This window comes from Roseovarius sp., from assembly GCF_048262375.1.
GTDB lineage: Bacteria > Pseudomonadota > Alphaproteobacteria > Rhodobacterales > Rhodobacteraceae > Roseovarius.
On record NZ_JBLXFE010000014.1, the window covers coordinates 49998 to 68712 of the forward strand.

Below are 18715 nucleotides of genomic sequence, written 5' to 3' on the forward strand. Positions count from 1 at the left end.
CGGCGCCCCACAGCGGGCGTCGCAGCTTGGGCTTGTTGCTGGCTTTCGTATGCCATTCGAGCGGAGCCAAGGCGCAAAGCGCCACCGCAGGATCTCAGATCTCGCGCGCGCCCACCATCCCCATGATTTCATAGGTTTGGCGCAGGATCGGCGCGGCAATCGTACGGGCGCGGTCCGCACCATTGGCCAAGATCCGGTCGATTTCGGTCAGATCCTGCATCAGCCGCGCCATCTCGGTCGAGATCGGGGCGATCTTATCGACCGCCAGATCGGCCAGCATCGGCTTGAACTCCGAGAACGGCTTGCCACCAGCCTCGCGCATCACCTGCTCAACGGTCATATCGGCCAGAGCCGCATAGATATTGATCAGATTGCGCGCCTCGGGGCGCCCCTCCAACCCGGCCGCTTCCGAGGGCAGTGCCTCGGGGTCGGTCTTGGCCTTGCGGATTTTCTTGGCGATGGCGTCTGCATCATCGGTCAGATTGATGCGCGACATGTCTGAGGGATCGGATTTCGACATCTTGTTGGCCCCGTCGCGCAGCGACATAACCCGCGTTGCCGTGCCCTCGATCACCGGCTCGGTGATCGGAAAAAAGTCTACGCCGTAATCATGGTTGAACTTGATGGCGATATCACGCGTGAGTTCCAGATGTTGTTTTTGATCCTCACCCACCGGCACATGCGTTGCGTGATAGGTTAGGATATCCGCCGCCATCAGCGCAGGATAGGCAAAGAGACCAAGCGACGCATTCTGCGCGTTCTTGCCCGCCTTGTCCTTGAACTGCGTCATCCGCTGCATCCAGCCCATCCGCGCAACACAGTTGAAGACCCATGCCATCTGAGTGTGCTCAGCCACCTGCGACTGATTGAAGAGAATAGAACGCGCAGGATCCAGGCCAGAGGCAATGAAACCCGCTGCCAGTTCACGCGTGGCATGGCGCAGATCGGCAGGGTTCTGCCAGACGGTGATCGCATGCAGGTCGACCATGCAATAGAGCGTCTGAATGCCCTTGTTCTGTGCATCGGCAAAGCGTTTCAGCGCGCCGAGGTAATTGCCCAGATGCAAGTTGCCCGAGGGCTGAATTCCCGAAAACACGCGGGGGGTAAAGGCCGCCTCGGTCATAGCTTAACTCCGTGGTGGATTTCTCTGCCCGCCTCGCTTACCCATGCGCCAAAGCCCCGTCAAGGAGAGGTGCCATGTCAGAGCAGAGACCGCCTGCGCCAGTCAACCCGTTGCCGCCCTTTGTGATCGCTCTTTTTTTGGTGATCATCGGCGTCGAGGCGGCGTTCACTCTTGGCGCGCGCGGACTGATCGGTGGGCCCGATGCCGTTGGCTGGCGCAGTGCCGCCATTCAGGATTACGGCTTTAACGGCGAGATCATGAGTTGGATGCTGGAAAACCGGACATGGCCGGTTGAGCATATGCGCCGGTTTGTAACCTACGCTTTTGTGCATGGCAGTTTCACCCACGCCCTCTTTGCCGGAGTTCTTTTGTTGGCAATGGGCAAATTTGTCTCGGAGGTATTCCGGCACTGGGCGGTTCTGGTGCTGTTTTTACTCAGCACCATCGCGGGGGCCTTGATTTACGGTCTCGTCGTCCGACAGTCCCCTTGGCTGATTGGGGCCTTTCCCGGCGTCTATGGGCTCATTGGGGGGTTCACCTATATCATGTGGTTGCGCCTTGGGCAGATGGGCACCAATCAGGCGCGGGCCTTTACGCTCATTGGCGTGCTCATGGGGCTGCAACTGGTGTTTGGCCTGCTCTTTGGCAGCAGCGCCACATGGGTGGCGGATGTGAGCGGCTTTGGCACCGGCTTTCTGGCGTCATTTGTACTTAGCCCCGGCGGCTGGTCACGGTTGCGCGTAAAGTTGAGGCACGACTAACGCCGCAGGCGGCCGCGAATTTCCTGCAGGCGGAATGCGCCCAGCATCTGACCGAACAGACCGTAGGCCAGCGTTCCGATTGCGATCAGCATCAGAAGCGCCACCCACCGCCACCCACTTGCCGCAAACAGCGGACCCATCACAGCACCTGCCCCCCAGAGAACGGCCCCCATCAGCGCCGAGGCCAAACAGATGCGCCAAAGGCGGCGATGAAACTGCGGATCAAATCGGGCTACATCCCCAAATTTTCTTGCGCCACCAGAGAGTTGCACAACCATAACCCAAGCGGCGACAGTCGTGGCGATGGCCGCAGAGATCCAACCCAGAACATAGGCCAGCCCCACCGCCAGCACCGCATTCACCACCATGGCCATCAAGGCGTAGCGAAACGGGCTGCGTGTGTCTTCACGCGCGAAGAACAATGGTTGCAAGATTTTCTGAAGCACAAAGGCGGGCAGTCCAAGGCCGTAGATTGCAACGGCAAGAGCCGTGGCTGCGCTGTCGTCGACGTTGAAAGCACCGCGTTCGAAGAGCACAGAGACCAATTGGATCGGGATCACGATAAGCGCCACGGCGCAGGGGATGGTGAGCGCCAAAGCGATCTCGCCTGCTCTCGAAAGCGCGAGGCGCGCACCGGTATCATCCTGCGCCTTGAGGCGGCGGGAGAGGTCCGGAAGCAACACGATACCCACCGCGATGCCCACCACGCCAAGCGGCAATTGGTAAAGTCGGTCAGCGGAATAGAGCCAGCTTACCGCCTTTTCTGTATTGGAAGCAACGAGTTGTCCGACGACAAGGTTGATCTGAACCACCCCCCCAGCTAATGCGGCGGGGACAGCAATACGCACCAGTTGCGCCATCTCGGGGGTCCATCGGGGGCGGACCAGTGGCAGGTGCATGCCCGCCCGGCGGGAGGCGTGCCAGACGAGGGCAAGTTGGGCGAGACCCGCGATCGGGATGGTCCAAACGAGGGCCTGAACCACGGCACCGCCGGTCAGGGCGGCAAAGGTCATGGCAGAAATCAAAAAAACATTTAAAATCAAAGGAGCTGCAGCAGCGGCCGCAAAGTGACCTGCGGCGTTGAGCATCCCGGAAAACAGAGCAGCGAGTGAGATGAAGAAAATGTAAGGAAAGACGATGCGGCCAAATTCCACTGTAAGATCAAAGCGTTCATCACCAGCAAAGCCCTCGGCCGTGGCATAGACCAGAGCGGGCATGAAGATCATTGAGAGCCCGGTCAGGGCCAAAAGGATGAGGCTGAGACCAGAACAGGAAAGGGCGGCGAAACCCATTGGATTATTTTTAGATTCCAAACGCTTGGAAAACATCGGCACAAAGGCAGCGTTAAACGCGCCCTCAGCGAAAAAGCGGCGGAACATATTGGGCAGACGGAACGCCGCGACAAAGGCGTCCATGACCGGGCCGGGGCCTATATAGCTGGCAATCAGCACGTCACGCACAAAACCTAGGAGGCGACTGAGCAGGGTCCAGCCACCAACGGTGAGGATGCCAGAGAGCAGGCGGACAGGTTTCATGCGGGGCCTTTCGCCGGTGGTTAGCGCAGACAGTTAGCCCATCGGCGGGCCGGGGGGAAGAGGGCCGACTGTACGGTTGTGCGGCTTGAGCGTACGGGCGCGCGAGGCATTAACCGGATGGAAAGACATGCCCTTCAGTGTGGTCTCGTTCCCGTCATTGCGAGAGGCTTATGCCACAGACCGATCTGCCCCCAGTCCACGAAATTCCGGTGACAGCGCTGCGCGACCATCTTGCGGAATATCTCTATCAAGTAGGCCGATCAGGCAAGCCGGTGCTGATCACCCGGATGGGACACCCTATGGCGGGGCTGGTCGGGATCGCGGAGACACGCGCACTCTGGCATGTGACGCAAACCCGTGAAGGCTATGTGGAATGGCAGGCGATGCGACGTCTGGACAAGGACCGGGATCTGCGTCTGGCGCTCTTGCGGGAACGAGAGGCAGAGCAGAGGCGAGCCTATGAGCAAAGCAGGTTGGCGCGCTCGCACAGCAGGAACACAGGGTGACAGACTGGTGGCCAGAGTGCCCAATCGGCCCTGTCCGCCCCCCCCCACCACGCAACAGCGCGCGGTACCGGGATGCACCTTGGATTGCGGCGGGGCGCGCCGGTTGCTGAAATCGGTATCATTTCGCGGCACTCGCCAATATTTCGCTACCATGGCCCCGCAGTTCGGACCAAGGTAGACTGCATGGACAGTGACCAACACCTATCCATGCATGGGGATAAAGCCGAAATGACGACGACTAATATCCGAGAATGGCTTCAGGAACGGCCAGAAATCGAATCCGTGTTCGCCTGTGTCTGTGACCTGAATGGCGCGATGCGGGGCAAGCGCCTGCCGATTGAGAAGGCCAAGGCGATCATGGATGACGGGCTGCGCCTGCCGCTGTCGGTGCTGAGTGTGGATATCTGGGGCGAGGATATCGAAAACAACGAGCTGGTGTTCGAGACCGGCGATTCCGACGGCATTTGCGATTACACCGGGCGCCCCATCGTCATGGTAAACTGGACCAGCCGCCCCTCGGCGCTGGTGATGTTCTGGATGAGCACTGAGGATGGCGGTCCGTTTCCGGGCGACCCACGGCATGCCCTGTCGAATATCGTGAAGCGCTACAAGGCCATGGGGTTGACGCCGGTGGTGGCGACCGAGTTGGAATTCTACCTCTGTGACCCCCGCGAGGCGCAGCCGCGCCCGCCCTGTTCGCCGGTCACGGGCAAGCGGCTCGATTCCGATGGGGCGCTGTCGCTGGACGAATTGCAGCATTTCGATGAATTCCTGAATGACGTCTACGATGCCTGTCACGAGCAGGGCATTCCCGCCGACGCCGCGATTTCAGAGAATGGCGCGGGCCAGTTTGAGATCAACATGGTGCATGTCGCGGACCCGTTGCAGGCCGCCGATGATGCGGTGTTGTTCAAACGGCTGGTGCGCGGCATTGCGCGCAAGCATGGCATGGCCGCCACCTTTATGGCCAAGCCCTATGGCGACCGCTCGGGTAGCGGATTTCATGTGCATTTCAGTCTGGTGGATGAAAACGGGGTCAACCTGTTTGACGACGGCGGCGAAGAGGGCACGCCGTTGATGCGCCATGCGGTGGCGGGTTTGCTGGAGACCATGCAGGAGAACACGCTGACCTTTGCGCCACATCAAAACTCTTACCGGCGGCTCTTGCCGGGGGCGCATGCGCCGACAAGCGTCGCTTGGGGCTATGAGAACCGCACCGCAGCCATTCGTATTCCGGGCGGCAGCCCCAAGGCGCGGCGGATTGAGCATCGGGTCGCCGGGGCGGATGCCAACCCCTATCTGGTATTGGGCAGCATTCTGGGCGGCGCGCTGATCGGCATCGAGCAGAAGATGGAACCCTGTGACCCGATTGAGGGCGATGCCTACAGTCAGAAACTGGATCACCTGCCGCTGGATTGGGCGACCGCGATTCAGGCGTTTCGTCGGGGCAAACATGTGCAGGACGTGTTTTCAAAGCGGCTTCAGACCATGCTGGTCGAATGCAAGATGCAGGAACTCAAGCGGTTCACACGCTATGTGACCGACTTTGAGTATGACAGTTACCTCGAAAGCGTCTGACGCGGCCCACTGCGTTTGCCGGTCACAAGGACCGGCAAACGCGATACGCCCTCAGAGCGCGACGCAATCGGCGAAATAGCGCATCACGCCGTCCTCGTCGGCCTCATGCACCAACCCGTGAATATCGGTCTCAAAGCCCGGACATTCGCGGGCGAATTCGCGGTTGAACTTGAGATATTGCACGATGGTCTTGTTAAAGACCTCGCCGGGGATCAGCAGGGGGATGCCCGGCGGATAAGGTGTGACGAGGCTGGTGGTGATGCGTCCCTCAAGATCGTCGATCGCAACACGTTCGGTGGTGCGGCGGGCAATATGGGCGAAGGCATCACTGGGCGTCATGGCCGGTGTGAGGTCGCTCAGATACATATCGGTCGACAGGATCGCCACATCGTATTTCGCGTAGAGCGTGTGCACATGCTGACAGAGATCATGCAGCCCCATGCTTTCATAGCGGGGCTGTTTGGCGCAGAATTCGGGCATGGCGCGCCACATCGGCTGGTTCTTGGCGTAGTCGTCCTTGAACTGTTGCAATGCGGTCAAAAGGGTATTCCAGCGGCCCTTGGTGATGCCGATGGTGAACATGATGAAAAAGCTGTAGAGGCCGGTTTTTTCGACCACGACGCCGTGCTCTGCAAGATACTTGGTGACGATAGAGGCGGGAATCCCGGTTTTCTCGAATCGCCCGTCGAGATTGAGCCCCGGGGTGATGATCGTCGCCTTGATCGGGTCGAGCATGTTGAAACCGGGGGCCATTTCACCGAAATCATGCCACGATTCCTCGCCGTCAGAGGATTGCACGCCATGGGCGTCGGTCCGTTTCAACACCCAATCCTTGGCCTCGCCAATGCCTTCGTCGTCTAGGACATCCGGCCCCCAAACCTGAAACCACCAATCGTCCTCACCGAACTCTGCATCCACTTTTTGCATGGCGCGTCGGAAATCGAGCGCCTCGGCGATGCTTTCCTCGACCAGCGCGGTGCCGGCGGGCGGCTCCATCATCGCGGCCGCGACATCGCAACTGGCGATGATGCTGTATTGCGGGCTGGTGCTGGTGTGCATGAGATACGCCTCGTTGAAGAGGTGGCGATCCAGCTTGGTTGTCTGGCTGTCCTGCACAAGCACATGGCTGGCCTGACTGATCCCGGCCAAGAGTTTATGGATTGACTGGGTGACATAGGTCACTGAGTGCTGAGGGCGGCTGCGGCTGCGGCCCATGGCGTGGAAATTGCTGTAGAACGGGTGAAAGCTCGCGTGTGGCAGCCATGCCTCGTCAAAGTGAAGATTATCAACGTAGCCGTCGAGCAGATCCTTGATGGTTTCCGTATTGTAGAGCACGCCGTCATAGGTGGATTGCGTAAGCGTCAGAATACGCGGTTGCACGGTATCGGGATCGACGCCCTGGAGCAGAGGATTGGCGCGGATCTTGGCCTTGATCGAGTCGATCTCGAATTCACCGCGCGGGATCGGGCCGATGATGCCGAAATGATTGCGGGTGGGGCGCAGGAACACCGGGATTGCACCGGTCATGATGATGCTGTGCAGGATCGATTTATGGCAGTTACGGTCGACCACGACCACGTCGCCGGGGGCGACGGTGTGATGCCAGACCATCTTGTTGGAGGTGCTGGTGCCGTTGGTGACGAAAAAGCAGTGGTCGGCGTTGAAAATGCGCGCCGCGTTGCGCTCTGACGCGCCGATGGCGCCGTCGTGGTCGAGCAGTTGGCCCAGTTCCTCGACCGAATTGCAGACATCGGCGCGCAGCATATTTTCGCCATAGAACTGGTGATACATCTGGCCGATCGGGCTCTTGAGAAAGGCGACGCCGCCGGAATGGCCGGGGCAATGCCATGAGTATGAGCCGTCTTCGGCATAGTCGAGCAGAGCCTTGAAAAAGGGCGGCTGGATGCCTTCGAGATAGATCTTGGCCTCGCGGATGATGTGACGCGCGACAAATTCCGGCGTGTCCTCGAACATATGGATGAAGCCATGCAGTTCGCGCAGGATGTCGTTGGGCAAATGGCGGCTCGTTTTGGTTTCGCCATAGACGTAGATCGGCACGTCGGCGTTCTTGCGCCGGACCTCTTCGACGAAGTTGCGCAGGTTGGTGACCACCGGGTCAATATCCGGGCCGGGGCTGAATTCCTCGTCGTCGATGGACAGAACAAAGGCGCTGGCGCGCGATTGCTGCTGCGCGAATTGCGACAAATCCCCATAGCTTGTAACGCCCAGAACCTCGAAACCCTCGTCTTCTATGGCCTTTGCCATCGCCCGGATGCCAAGACCCGATGAATTCTCAGAACGGAAATCCTCGTCAATGATTACGATGGGGAAGTGGAATTTCATATACCTCTCCTTTCAGGAGAACAACGGTTGGACAGTCTCGCCTAGCATAACGGATAAAACCCCCGATGCCCGGAGGTTTTCGACTCTCGCGTGGTTGTTTCTGTTGCGTGAAGTGAGGTCAAGCCCTGTGGTCCTGCTTGCTGGCCGCTTTGCGCCGATGCAGGTCCGGTGATGGGCACGCCTTGGGGTTAGACCCCCAAGGCGCGGCGTCGGCTGTCGGCCATACGGTTGATCAGGTGATCGGCCATCAGCCCGATGAAGGCCACGGCGAACCCCAACACCAGCCCCTTGCCCACATCGGTGGAACTGAGGGCGCGTTGCATTTCCTGCCCAAGATCCTGCGTGCCGATAAAGGCCGCGATGATCACCATGAACAGCGAGAACATCAGAGATTGATTGATCCCGACCATGATCGTGGGAAAGGCCAAAGGCAGGCGCACATGCCAGAGGCTCTGGGCGCGCGAAGCCCCTGACATATCCGCAGCCTCGATCAGCGCTTCGGGCACGCCACGCAGCCCCTCGATGGTGTAGCGGATGAGTGGCACGGCAGCAAAAAGCACCACCGCCCCTACCACCGCCACATCGTTGACGCCAAAGAGCATGATCACCGGAATGAGATAGATGAAGCTTGGGAAGGTCTGAAGGCTGTCGCAAAGCAACAGCACGCGCTTGGCCCGCGCCTCGTATCGTGCGGCCCAGATGCCCAAGGGAAAGCCAAAGCAGGTCGCGACCGTCACCGCCACAAGCACGGTGTAGACCGTGATCATGGCGCGGTCCCACCAGCCGGTGATGGCGATATAGCCAAAGAATCCAAGGCAGATCAGCGCCGAGCGCCACCCGCCCACGGCAAAACCCGCCGCAGCAAGCAGCGCCAGAACCGCCGTATAAGGTAACCACAAGAGCGCATCGCGCACCGGGATGAGAACCCATGTGATCAGGAACCAGCGCAGCCATTGGGTCAGCGGGTCAATCGCCACAATCACCCAAGACATCATTGCGTCCAGCGGGTCCGCCACCGAGAGCGATTGTCCGCGCCCGACCTCTGCAAAAAAGGGCGCAATGGCGGAGAGGGCAAAGCCCGCAACCATCAGCCCGGCCCAAGTGGTCAGAACACGGTGCCGTGCGACCCAGCCGATGCCCGGTTCGTGATGCGTGGGCTGACGCTCGGCCCACGCCTTGGAGCACCGATCCAACGCCACCGCGAGCAGGACAATGGTGATGCCGATTTCGATGGAGCGCCCGATCTTGAGCGCCTGAAGCAGTTGCAGGAGTTTCTGCCCCAGCCCCGGCATGCCGATGAAGCTGGCCAGCACCACCATCGCCAGACATTGCATGATGACCTGATTGACACCCACCAGAATTTCGGTGCGCGCGGTGGGGATGCGCACCCGTGTCATCAATTGCCAGCCGGTGCTGCCGCACATCTTGCCGCTCTCGATCACTTCGGGCGGCACCTTGCGCAGCCCCAGAAGGGTCATGCGGATCATCGGCGGCACGGAAAAGATGATGGTGACGATGGCGCCCGCCTTGGGGCCGACGCCAATGAACACCACCACCGGGATCATATAGGCGAAATGCGGTAAGGATTGCGCGATATTGAGGATCGGGTTCATCACCGCCTCGACCGTGCGCCAGCGCCACGCCGCGATCCCCACCAAAAGGCCCAAGAGCACGGAAAACGGAGCCGCAACCACAATGACCGACAGGGTTTCCATCGCCCATTTCCATTGCCCCATAAGGGCGATCCAGAGAAACGTGCCCCCTGCCAGCAGCGCCAGACGCACCCCGCCGAGCCAATACCCCAGACACGCGGCGGTGAGCGCCACAACCGACCACGGCAGTGGGCCAAGGCGCGGCCAGCGGTTTTTGCCGTAGAGGATGTTGGCGGTCACATCGAGCAGCCATTCGATGGCATCGGCAAAGGCGCGGGTGACATGGATCAGCCCCAGATCGTCGCGCAGCCAAGTGAAAAAAGCATTGATCCAGTCCGCCAGTGGCAAGATCAGCGCCTCTGCCGGGCGCATCAGCACCTCTGGCAGCAGCGGTCGGGCGAAAGCAAGGCAGACGGCCAAGGCCAGAAGCGCCCACGCCGGGTTGAGACGCGGTTTTGCCGGGAACGGGAGGGGAACGGCGCTCTCGCTCATGCGTGGCCCCCAAGCAGAATATCCAGCGCCTCCTGACGGTTGAGCGCGCCGGTGACGCGCCCGGTCTCATCGGCCACCGGCAGCAGCTCGCGCGGGTCGTTGATCAAGAGCCGCGCGAGGGTACGGATCGTGCTCTTGCCGGGCACGGGCTGTCCCTCGGGGGCGGTGCCGTTGATCGGGCGGGCAAGGCCTGAGGCATGCACCACGCGGGCCTTCTCGATTTCTTCGGTGAATTTGCGGACATAGGCGGTGGCCGGGTTCAGGACGATCTGATCGGGGGTGTCGCATTGTTCGACCGCGCCGTCCTTCATGATGGCGATCCGGTCGGCAAGGCGCAGCGCCTCGTCAAAATCATGGGTGATAAAGACGATGGTTTTGCCCAGCATGCCCTGAAGGCGCAGGAATTCGTCCTGCATCTCTCGGCGAATGAGCGGATCAAGGGCCGAAAACGGTTCGTCCAGAAACCAGATGTCGGGCTCGATGGCAAGGCTGCGGGCGATACCGACGCGCTGTTGTTGCCCGCCAGACAATTCGCGCGGAAAATAATCCTCGCGCCCGCCCAGCCCCACCAGTTCGATCACCTCAAGCGCGCGTTTGCGACGGGTGGCGCGGTCCTGTCCGCGCATTTCCAGTGGAAAAGCCACATTTTCCAGCACCGTGCGATGCGGCAGCAGACCAAAACTCTGAAAAACCATGCCCATCTTGTTGCGGCGCAGGTCGATCAACTGTTTCTCCGAAAGCGCGCCGATGTCCTGTCCCTCGACCGACACGGTGCCGCCGGTGATTTCAATCAGGCGCGAGAGGCAGCGCACAAGGGTGGATTTTCCCGAGCCGGACAGGCCCATGATAACCAGCATCTCGCCCCGTGCGATATCGAGCGAGACGTCACGCACCGCAGAGATATAGCCAGCCTGACGAATGGCATCGAACCCCGGATCGCCCTTGAGACCCTTGAAATAAGTCTCGGGTGCAGGCCCAAAGAGTTTCCAGACATTGCGGCATGAGATCACGGGTTCAGACAACGGCACACGGCCCCCTTTGGTTGAATGGCAAAACCTCACCCGTGACGGGCCGCGGGTGAGGTGGGTTTCAGGACGCGGTCAGTTGGTCCAGACCTTCCAGACGTCGCCGTTCGCTTCCAGCCAATGGGCCGCAGCCTCTTCCGGCTCCATCTCGTCGATGTCCACCAGTTTGGCCATTTCCGCGATCTGCGGATTGGTAAAGCTGATCTTGGTCAACGTCGCATGGGCGTCTGGCCATTTGTCCTTCATCCCGTCCCACGCCGCCTTTTTCAGATAGCCGTTGGCAGGATTGCCGCAATCATATGTCTTGTCCGGGTTGGGACCGACCGACGGATCAGTGTCACAGCCGTCGACCCATGTCGGGAATTCGACGAATTCACCCGGCCAGACCGCCTCGGCGAAATTCGGCGTCCAGTTGAACAGGACAATCGGCTTTTTGGTCTTTTCTGCGGCGCCGATTTCGGCCCAAAGCGCTGCGGCGGAGCCCGCGTTGACCACCTTGAAGTTCATGCCCAACCCGTCGACCCGCTCCTGATCATGCTTGAGCCAGTCCACCGGACCGCCAAGGAACCGGCCGGAATCGCCAGTCTCGGGCGTAGCAAAAGCCGCGGCGCAAGCGTTCAGCGCCTCCCAATCGGGCAGACCAGGGCAGGCTTCTTTGGTCCACATCGGATACCACCAATCCTCACGCGTGACGGCGTTGTGATCGCCCGCATCATGCAGACCACCCTTTTCCAGCGCGGCGCGGAACGACGCACCGAACGCGCCTTCCCAGACCTCCAGCTCAAGCGCGACATCGCCAAGGCGCACGGATTCGTAGACCGACTGGCTGTCAGTCGAGACATACTCGACGCTATTGCCCATGGATTCGAAAATCTGGCCGACCACATGGCTCATCACGATCTGGCTGGACCAGTTGTGGATCGGGATCACGATCGGATCCTCGGAATCCGCCAAAGCCCCGGTTGCAGCCATCGCAAGGGCCGCGACCCCGCCGACCATTCGCAAACGTACTGTCATTCCAAAATCTCCCTGTGTTGGATTTCCCCGCCCGTGTTCGGGCTTTGGTTCCGGAAGCTTAGCGACGGGATATGAACACGTCAGACGGCCAGCATGAACGAACTGGACTTAATTGTGAAAAAATATTAACAGGAGGAAACCATGCGGAGGGTTTGAGGGTGGCAAGAGCGGCCCATATCGTAATCATCGAGGATGAACCCGTCACCCGGACCACGCTTGCGGATTATCTGATCACGCATGGCTACGTCGTCACGGCCTTTGACAGCGCCGAGACCGCAGAACCGATGCTGGCCAGCGACCGGGCTGATCTCTTGCTGATCGACATCACGCTTGATGGCAAGGACGGGTTGCAGATCACCCGCGAACAGCGCGCGCGTTCGGATGTGGGCATCATCCTGACCACCAGCCTCAGCGATGATGTGGACCGTATTGTCGGATTAGAACTGGGGGCGGATGACTATGTCTGCAAACCGTTCAACCGCCGTGAATTGCTGGCCCGGATCAAGAACCTGTTGCGGCGCACCGAGGTCCAGCGCCGGTTTTCACGTCAGAATGTGCGGTTTCACGGCTATGCCTTTGCCTATGCCACCCGGCAGTTGATCGCCCCGAATGGCGAAACCATCCGTTTGACGCGCGCGGAATACGAGGTGCTGGCCGAGCTATTGCGGCATCCGGGTGAGGTGCTGAGCCGCGAGCGCCTGATGACGGTGATCACCCACCGCCAGCAGCATCCCGATACGCGTACCGTCGATGTGATCATTCGCCGGTTGCGCACAAAGCTGGAAGAAGACCCGGCGGTGGCGCGGTTCATCACCACTGCCCATGGCGAAGGCTATGTATTCACCGCCACTTTGGACTGAGGTTTGGCGGTCATCCCGTCAAGCGCCCGTGTGAGGGCGTTGCGCGCCTGTACAATCTCTTGGGCAAGGTTCGCGACCTGTGCAGCCGCATCCTCTGAATCACCCCGACGGGCGGCGGTTTCGATCTCTTTCACGCAAGCCGAGAGGGCGGGCAGACTGAAATTGCCAGCCGCACCCTTCATCCGGTGTGCGACCTTGGCCGCGCGTGCGCTGTCGCGCTTGTCCAGCGCGTCTTGCAGGGCCGCCGCATCCGAGGTGACGCCATCGAGATAGAGGCGGATCGCCTCGACGGTCCGGTCCCGACCAAGATCCGCGAGCATGCTGCCCAAGACATCCTGCGCCCCGCCCCTGGGCCATGATTGCGACCGGGGCGACAGAAACACGCCGCGCCGCTGACCGCCCGTGACCTGATCAAGGGCCGCAGCCAGCCGTTCGGGCGAGACCGGCTTGGCCACGAAGCAATCCATTCCGGCGTCCAACTGCTCTTCAACCTCATCATCCTGAACATGAGCGGAAATGCCGATCACCGGCAGGGTTCGCGCCACCGGCATGGCGCGGATGCGGCGTGTCGCCTCGGTCCCCGAGATGCCAGGCAGGTTGACATCCATCAACACCAGATCAAAGCGCTCTGTGTTCAGCATGTCGAGCGCCTGTTCAGCACTGTCCACGCAAACCGCCGTGTGTCCCATCCGTTCCAGATAGCTGCGGGCAACCATCTGGTTGACCTTGTGATCCTCGACGATAAGCGCGTGCAAGCTGTGTTCGCCACGCACTGGCGTCCAGTCCGGGAGGTTCTCGGCCAGCCCGGTCGCATCGGCCAGATCGAAATCGGCCTTCAGGGTAAAGACCGATCCGACATTCGGGGTGCTTTCGACGCTCAGCGTGCCGTTGATCACCTCGGCGAACTTGCGGCAGATCGCAAGGCCAAGCCCGGTGCCGCCATATCGCCGTGCGGTCAGCCCGTCCTCTTGTTCGAACGCATCGAATATGCGCTGGCGCGCCTGTGCCGAGATGCCTTTGCCGGTATCGCTGACCTCGATGATCAGGGTGACACGCCCGGCACCTGCGGACCGGACGCGCAGCCGCAGCACGACCTCACCCTCTTCGGTGAATTTGACCGCGTTCGAGACGAGGTTGAAGAGAATTTGGCGCAGTTTGGCCATATCGCCCAACACGGCGGCGGGCGCATCCTCGGGCAGATCGAGCCAGAGCACGATGCCCTTCTCCCGCGCGCCGGGATCCAGAAGGGTCACGATGACCTGCATCACCTCAGCGACTGAAAACACCACCCGTTCCTCGTGGGTGCTGCTGAGTTCGGTTTTGGAGTAGTTGAGGATGTCATTGAGGATCGTCAGCAGACTCTCACCCGAGGCGCGGGCAGCGCGCAACTGTTCAAGCTGCGCCTCAGAGAGACCATCCGCCGACAGGTTGCGCAGCATCCCCAAAACGCCGTTCATCGGCGTGCGGATTTCATGGCTCATCATCGCGAGGAATTCGGATTTGGCGCGGTCTGCGGCCTCGGCCTTTTGGCGCGCGATGGCATGCGCCTCGACCTCACCGCGCAGCTGTTCGGTTTTCTCAGCCACCAACTCTTGCAGGGCGGTGCGGTGACGATTGAGCTCTTCTTCGTTGCGGCGGCGGGCCTCTTCGAGATTGCGGTTGGCAATGGCCTGACGGCGGAACACCTCGACTGCGCGCTCCATGCCCGCAATCTCATCACTGCCCTTGGGGGCTACGCGCATATCAAGCTGACCGGCGGCCAATCGGGTCATCATGTCCGACAGGTTATCGAGGCGGCGCGAGATATTGCCGCGCACATAGAACCAGAGCACGGCCAGTGACAACAAGAGCGCAAAACCCGCCGCACCGGCACTGCGCAGACGGGTGGCGCGGATGACCTCCATTGAGGTGGTTCCGGCAAAGAGCGCATCCGCCTGCACCCGCGCGGCAAGGCCTGTCACCGCCTCGTGCAGGCGGGTGGCCGAGACCCGAAGCGTCGCCTGTTCGCTGTCGATCTGGCGCTCAAGCTGCAAGATACCTTCGGTCAGACCAAGCAGGCCCTGCGCCCCGGCCGGATCACTGAGCGGTAGGATGGTGGCAAGCAATGTCTGCGCCTGCGCGGCCCGTCCGGGATCACGGATCGCCGCCACACGCCGCGCGACGATTTCGGTCCGCTCAAGCAGGTTCGCGCTGATCTGAGCCAGATCGGTGGGTTCGGTCAAGGTTGCGATGCGGTTGAAGAGAAGGCCGATTTCAGCAGTGCGCGAGCGCAACTCGAACATCAACCCGAGTTGGAACAGATCGACCTCGATCAGCTTGTCCAAGGTGGTGAGATGCTGCGAGGTGCCAGGCGCGCCGGGATCGTACTCATAAAGGTTCGAGATCACCGCCGCAGTTCCCATTTCGGCATTGGCAACCAGCGTGTCTGCCATGTTCAGCAGTGCGGAGGTGGCGCCAAGGGCCTGATCCAGTCCCTCTTGGCGGGCCTGAACCAGCGAAAGGCGTTGTTTCACCAAACGGTCAAGCTCTGCGATGCCGTCCTTCATGGCCGCCACCGCGAGCGTCAGCTCACCGCCCGTGCCGCCATGCTCGGATTGAAACCGGATGAGATGATCCGAAAGCGCGGTGACGCGGGCGCTGAGATAGGCGGCGCGGTCGCGGCGCTCGGTTTCATCATCCACCGCCGCCAGTTCCGGCGCAACGGTGATGATCGCAGAGCTTTCTTCGGTAAAGCGGCGCATGTCGGACAGAACCGGGATCGAGTTTTCATAGAGTTGTTGCTGGGCGCGGGTGACATCGCGCAGTTCGAACCAGCCAAAGAACCCCGCAAGCGCGGGCAGCCCGGCGATCACGAGGAACGCCGCGAGCAGCCGCGCGCCCAATCCGGTTCTGGTTCTCATCCGGCTGTTCCCTGATCCGCCAGTTTTCTTGCAGTCCTATCCTGACAGATTATAGTCATTTTCTGCGGAGGAGTGAATTTTTCATGCAAAGAATAGTCATCTGTCTTCTGACGCTTCTGCCGCTGCCGCTCTGGGCCGAGAGTTGGCCGCTGGAAACCCATGAGGTGCCGTTCGATTATGACAGTCCTGCGCATCCGCTGGATTACGCGCCACTGGACCGGGCGGCGTCGCGCTGGACGATCTGCGTGTCCTATCCGCATCTCAAGGATGCCTATTGGCTCTCGGTGAATTACGGCATGGTCGAAGAGGCCGAGCGTCTGGAGGTAGGGTTTCGGTTGGTCGAGGCCGGAGGATATCCCAATCTTGAACGGCAGACTGAACAGATCGAGGCCTGCGTGGCGCAGGGGGCGGATGCGCTGATCGTTGGCACGGTGTCGTTTGACGGGCTGACGCCCACAGTGCAGGCGCTGTCCGAGCGGGTGCCGGTGATCGCCGCCGTCAATGACATTGCCGATCCGGGGATCGCGGCCAAGGCGGCGGTATCGTGGTATGACATGGGCGCCACCACTGGCCGTTTCATCGCGGACCGCCACCCCAAAGGCAGCGCGCCGGTGCAGCTTGCGTGGTTTCCGGGGCCCGAGGGGGCGGGCTGGGTCAGCTTTATCGAGGCGGGGTTCCGCGATGCGATTGCGCAGAGTTCGGCCAGCATCGCCCTCACCAAATATGGCGATACCGGGCGCGAGATACAGGTGACGCTGGTCGAAGAGGCGCTCGATAGCGGGATCGAATTCGACTATCTGGTCGGCAGCGCGCCGACCGCCGAGGTGGCGGTGTCGATCCTGCGCGCACGCGGATTGGAAGACCGGATCAGCATCGTATCGGATTACATGAGCCATGCGGTGTTTCGCGGGATCCGACGAGGCCGGATTCTGGCGGCTCCGACCGATTTCCCGATCATGCAGGGAAAACTGGCCATCGAAATGGCGGTGCGGGCCATCGAAGGCACGCTGGAGGTGCGTCATGCCGGTCCGAAAATCCAGTTGGTGACCTCGGACATGGCTGGCAACACCGATCTGGCAGAGACATTGGCCCCTGCCAGTTTCATCCCGGTGTTCGAATTGGAGTGAGGACCTTTGTTGGGGTTATAGACATTGGCGGCGAGCGATGCGCCGCGTTAAAGGCGCATCCGCCAACATTCCCTTTCTGACCATAGCACCCCAAGTCCAAGCGACGCCCTACGCGCTCTTCGCGGCCTTGCGCCGGGCCACACGCGCGCGAATGGCCGCCACATCAGTGACAGGTGTCGCGGCAAAGAGGGCGCGGGTATAGGAGTGTTGCGGATCGGCAAAGAGCGCCTCGCGGCTGCCCTGCTCGACCGCCTCGCCCTTGGAGATCACCATCACCTCATCGGCGATATAACGCACCACCGAGAGATCATGGCTGACAAAGACATAAGTCAGGTCAAACTCGTCCTGCAAATCGGCCAAGAGGTTCAACACCTGCGCCTGCACCGAGAGATCGAGCGCGGAGACCGGTTCATCCAGCACCAGAAGCGAGGGATTGAGCATGAGCGCGCGGGCAATCGCGATGCGCTGCCGCTGACCGCCCGAGAACATATGCGGGTAGCGGTTGAAATGCTCGGGCTGCAAGCCGACCTTTTTGATCATCGCCTCGGCGCGATCGCGGCGTTCAGATGCGGGCATATCGGTGTTGATCACCAGAGGCTCCATCAGCACATTGCCGATTTTCTGGCGGGGATTGAGGCTGCCGTAGGGGTTCTGGAACACCATCTGCACCTTGGAGCGCAGCACAGGACCGGGGCGTTTGCGGGCAATATCGACAGGTTGGTTATCAATCCGCAGTTCGCCGCCTGAAGGCGCGTCAATCAGGGCGATGATACGCGCGAGGGTGGATTTTCCAGAGCCGCTCTCGCCGACGATGGCGAGGGTCTTGCCCTTGTCGACCGTAAAATTGATACCATTGAGGGCGCGCACCTTGCCAGCGCGGGCAAAGAGGCTGCCGGGCGTGGCGTAATCCTGAACGATGCTGCGGCCTTCGACGACGGGGGCGTTTCGAGGGGCAGTCATCGGGCGACCTCCTGCGCAAAGAAATCCGAAACGGTGGGCAGGCGGTCGCCGGTTGCGTGCTCTGGCAGGGCCGAGAGCAGCGCGCGGGTATAGGGGTGCTGCGGGGCCTCGAAGAGCGAGAGCACGTCAGCCTCTTCCATCTTTTTCCCCTGATATTGCACCACCACCCGGTCGGCGGTTTCGGCCACCACGCCCATGTCATGGGTGATCAGGATCAGCGCCATGCCGTAATCCTCTTGCAGTTTCATCAAGAGATCGAGGATCTGTTTCTGGATGGTCACGTCGAGGGCGGTCGTTGGCTCGTCCGCGATCAGAAGGCGCGGGTTCGAAGCGATAGCGATGGCGATCATCACCCGCTGGCATTGCCCGCCTGACATCTGATGCGGATAGGCCTCGATCTTGGTCTCAGGGTCGGGGATGCCCACGGCGCGAAAGAGGTCAAGCGCGCGGGCGCGGGCGTCCTGCCGCGAGAGGCCAAGGTTGAGGCGCAGCACCTCTTCGATCTGAAAGCCCACGGTGAAAGAGGGGTTGAGCGAGGCCACAGGTTCCTGAAAGATCATGGTGATCTCACGGCCAATGAGGGCGCGCCGCTCAGAGGCGGTGAGGTTCGAGATGTCGCGCCCATCATAGGTCATTTCATCGGCGGTGATGGTGGCGGTGTCTGGCAAGAGGCCCATCACCGCCAGCATCGACACCGATTTGCCCGAGCCGGATTCGCCAACGATGGCCAGCACCTCGCCGCGATCGACATGCACGTCGATTCCGTCAACGGCGGTAAAGCTGCCTGTGGCAGTGGCGAATTTGACCGTCAGGTTCTTGATGTTCAGGAGCGCCAT

The 18715-nt window shown here is 60.9% G+C and carries 14 protein-coding genes; 5 read left to right on the top strand and 9 right to left on the bottom strand.

What is annotated here, in order from left to right; genetic code table 11:
* Positions 1–94: 94 nt before the first annotated feature.
* Positions 95–1123, bottom strand: coding sequence for a tryptophan--tRNA ligase (gene trpS, locus ACN0SW_RS14720; protein ID WP_417728685.1), 1029 nt, complete (start codon positions 1121–1123; stop codon positions 95–97).
* A 74-nt stretch (positions 1124–1197) separates the two neighbouring features.
* Here trpS and ACN0SW_RS14725 point away from each other — a divergent pair, with 74 nt between their 5' ends.
* A complete protein-coding gene (locus ACN0SW_RS14725) occupies positions 1198–1884 on the top strand; it encodes a rhomboid family intramembrane serine protease (RefSeq protein ID WP_417728686.1) in 687 nt (228 codons plus the stop codon).
* On the opposite strand, the gene murJ is transcribed toward ACN0SW_RS14725, so the two are convergent.
* Positions 1881–3419 carry a murein biosynthesis integral membrane protein MurJ gene (gene murJ / locus ACN0SW_RS14730; RefSeq protein ID WP_417728687.1) on the bottom strand — a complete coding sequence of 513 codons (1539 nt, stop codon included), beginning with the start codon at positions 3417–3419 and terminating at the stop codon, positions 1881–1883. The genes ACN0SW_RS14725 and murJ overlap by 4 nt on opposite strands.
* Positions 3420–3589: 170 nt before the next feature.
* Here murJ and ACN0SW_RS14735 point away from each other — a divergent pair, with 170 nt between their 5' ends.
* Both ACN0SW_RS14735 and ACN0SW_RS14740 read left to right on the top strand, forming a co-directional pair.
* Complete coding sequence (locus ACN0SW_RS14735) at positions 3590–3925, top strand: type II toxin-antitoxin system Phd/YefM family antitoxin (RefSeq protein ID WP_417728688.1); 336 nt, start codon at positions 3590–3592, stop codon at positions 3923–3925.
* A gap of 228 nt (positions 3926–4153) precedes the next feature.
* Positions 4154–5503, top strand: a complete 1350-nt coding sequence (locus ACN0SW_RS14740) for a glutamine synthetase family protein (RefSeq protein ID WP_417728689.1) — start codon at positions 4154–4156, stop codon at positions 5501–5503.
* A gap of 51 nt (positions 5504–5554) precedes the next feature.
* On the opposite strand, the gene ACN0SW_RS14745 is transcribed toward ACN0SW_RS14740, so the two are convergent.
* From ACN0SW_RS14745 to ACN0SW_RS14760, 4 genes are all read right to left on the bottom strand, one after another.
* Positions 5555–7846: an Orn/Lys/Arg decarboxylase N-terminal domain-containing protein gene (locus tag ACN0SW_RS14745; RefSeq protein ID WP_417728690.1), complete on the bottom strand. Its 2292-nt coding sequence runs from the start codon at positions 7844–7846 to the stop codon at positions 5555–5557.
* A gap of 188 nt (positions 7847–8034) precedes the next feature.
* Positions 8035–9990 carry an ABC transporter permease gene (locus ACN0SW_RS14750; protein ID WP_417728691.1) on the bottom strand — a complete coding sequence of 652 codons (1956 nt, stop codon included), beginning with the start codon at positions 9988–9990 and terminating at the stop codon, positions 8035–8037.
* Positions 9987–11018, bottom strand: coding sequence for a quaternary amine ABC transporter ATP-binding protein (locus ACN0SW_RS14755; protein ID WP_417728692.1), 1032 nt, complete (start codon positions 11016–11018; stop codon positions 9987–9989). Before ACN0SW_RS14755 ends, ACN0SW_RS14750 begins: the two co-directional genes overlap by 4 nt.
* Positions 11019–11090: 72 nt before the next feature.
* Complete coding sequence (locus ACN0SW_RS14760; RefSeq protein WP_417728693.1) at positions 11091–12032, bottom strand: ABC transporter substrate-binding protein; 942 nt, start codon at positions 12030–12032, stop codon at positions 11091–11093.
* A 158-nt stretch (positions 12033–12190) separates the two neighbouring features.
* Here ACN0SW_RS14760 and ACN0SW_RS14765 point away from each other — a divergent pair, with 158 nt between their 5' ends.
* A complete protein-coding gene (locus ACN0SW_RS14765; protein WP_417728694.1) occupies positions 12191–12892 on the top strand; it encodes a winged helix-turn-helix domain-containing protein in 702 nt (233 codons plus the stop codon).
* Here ACN0SW_RS14765 and ACN0SW_RS14770 read toward each other — a convergent pair.
* The gene (locus ACN0SW_RS14770) at positions 12865–15792 is read right to left on the bottom strand and encodes an ATP-binding protein (protein ID WP_417728695.1); all 2928 of its coding nucleotides are present in this window, start codon (positions 15790–15792) and stop codon (positions 12865–12867) included. The two genes, ACN0SW_RS14765 and ACN0SW_RS14770, sit on opposite strands and share 28 nt — an antisense overlap.
* 83 nt (positions 15793–15875) lie before the next feature.
* Here ACN0SW_RS14770 and torT point away from each other — a divergent pair, with 83 nt between their 5' ends.
* Entirely contained in the window at positions 15876–16919 is a 1044-nt protein-coding gene (gene torT / locus ACN0SW_RS14775) for a TMAO reductase system periplasmic protein TorT (RefSeq protein ID WP_417728696.1), read from the top strand.
* Between the two features lie 108 nt (positions 16920–17027).
* Here the strand turns inward: torT and ACN0SW_RS14780 are convergent, their stop codons facing one another.
* Together ACN0SW_RS14780 and ACN0SW_RS14785 are read right to left on the bottom strand one after the other, a co-directional pair.
* Positions 17028–17879, bottom strand: a complete 852-nt coding sequence (locus ACN0SW_RS14780) for an ATP-binding cassette domain-containing protein (RefSeq protein ID WP_417728697.1) — start codon at positions 17877–17879, stop codon at positions 17028–17030.
* The gene (locus ACN0SW_RS14785; protein ID WP_417728698.1) at positions 17876–18715 is read right to left on the bottom strand and encodes an ABC transporter ATP-binding protein; all 840 of its coding nucleotides are present in this window, start codon (positions 18713–18715) and stop codon (positions 17876–17878) included. The genes ACN0SW_RS14780 and ACN0SW_RS14785 overlap by 4 nt, the downstream gene beginning before the upstream one ends.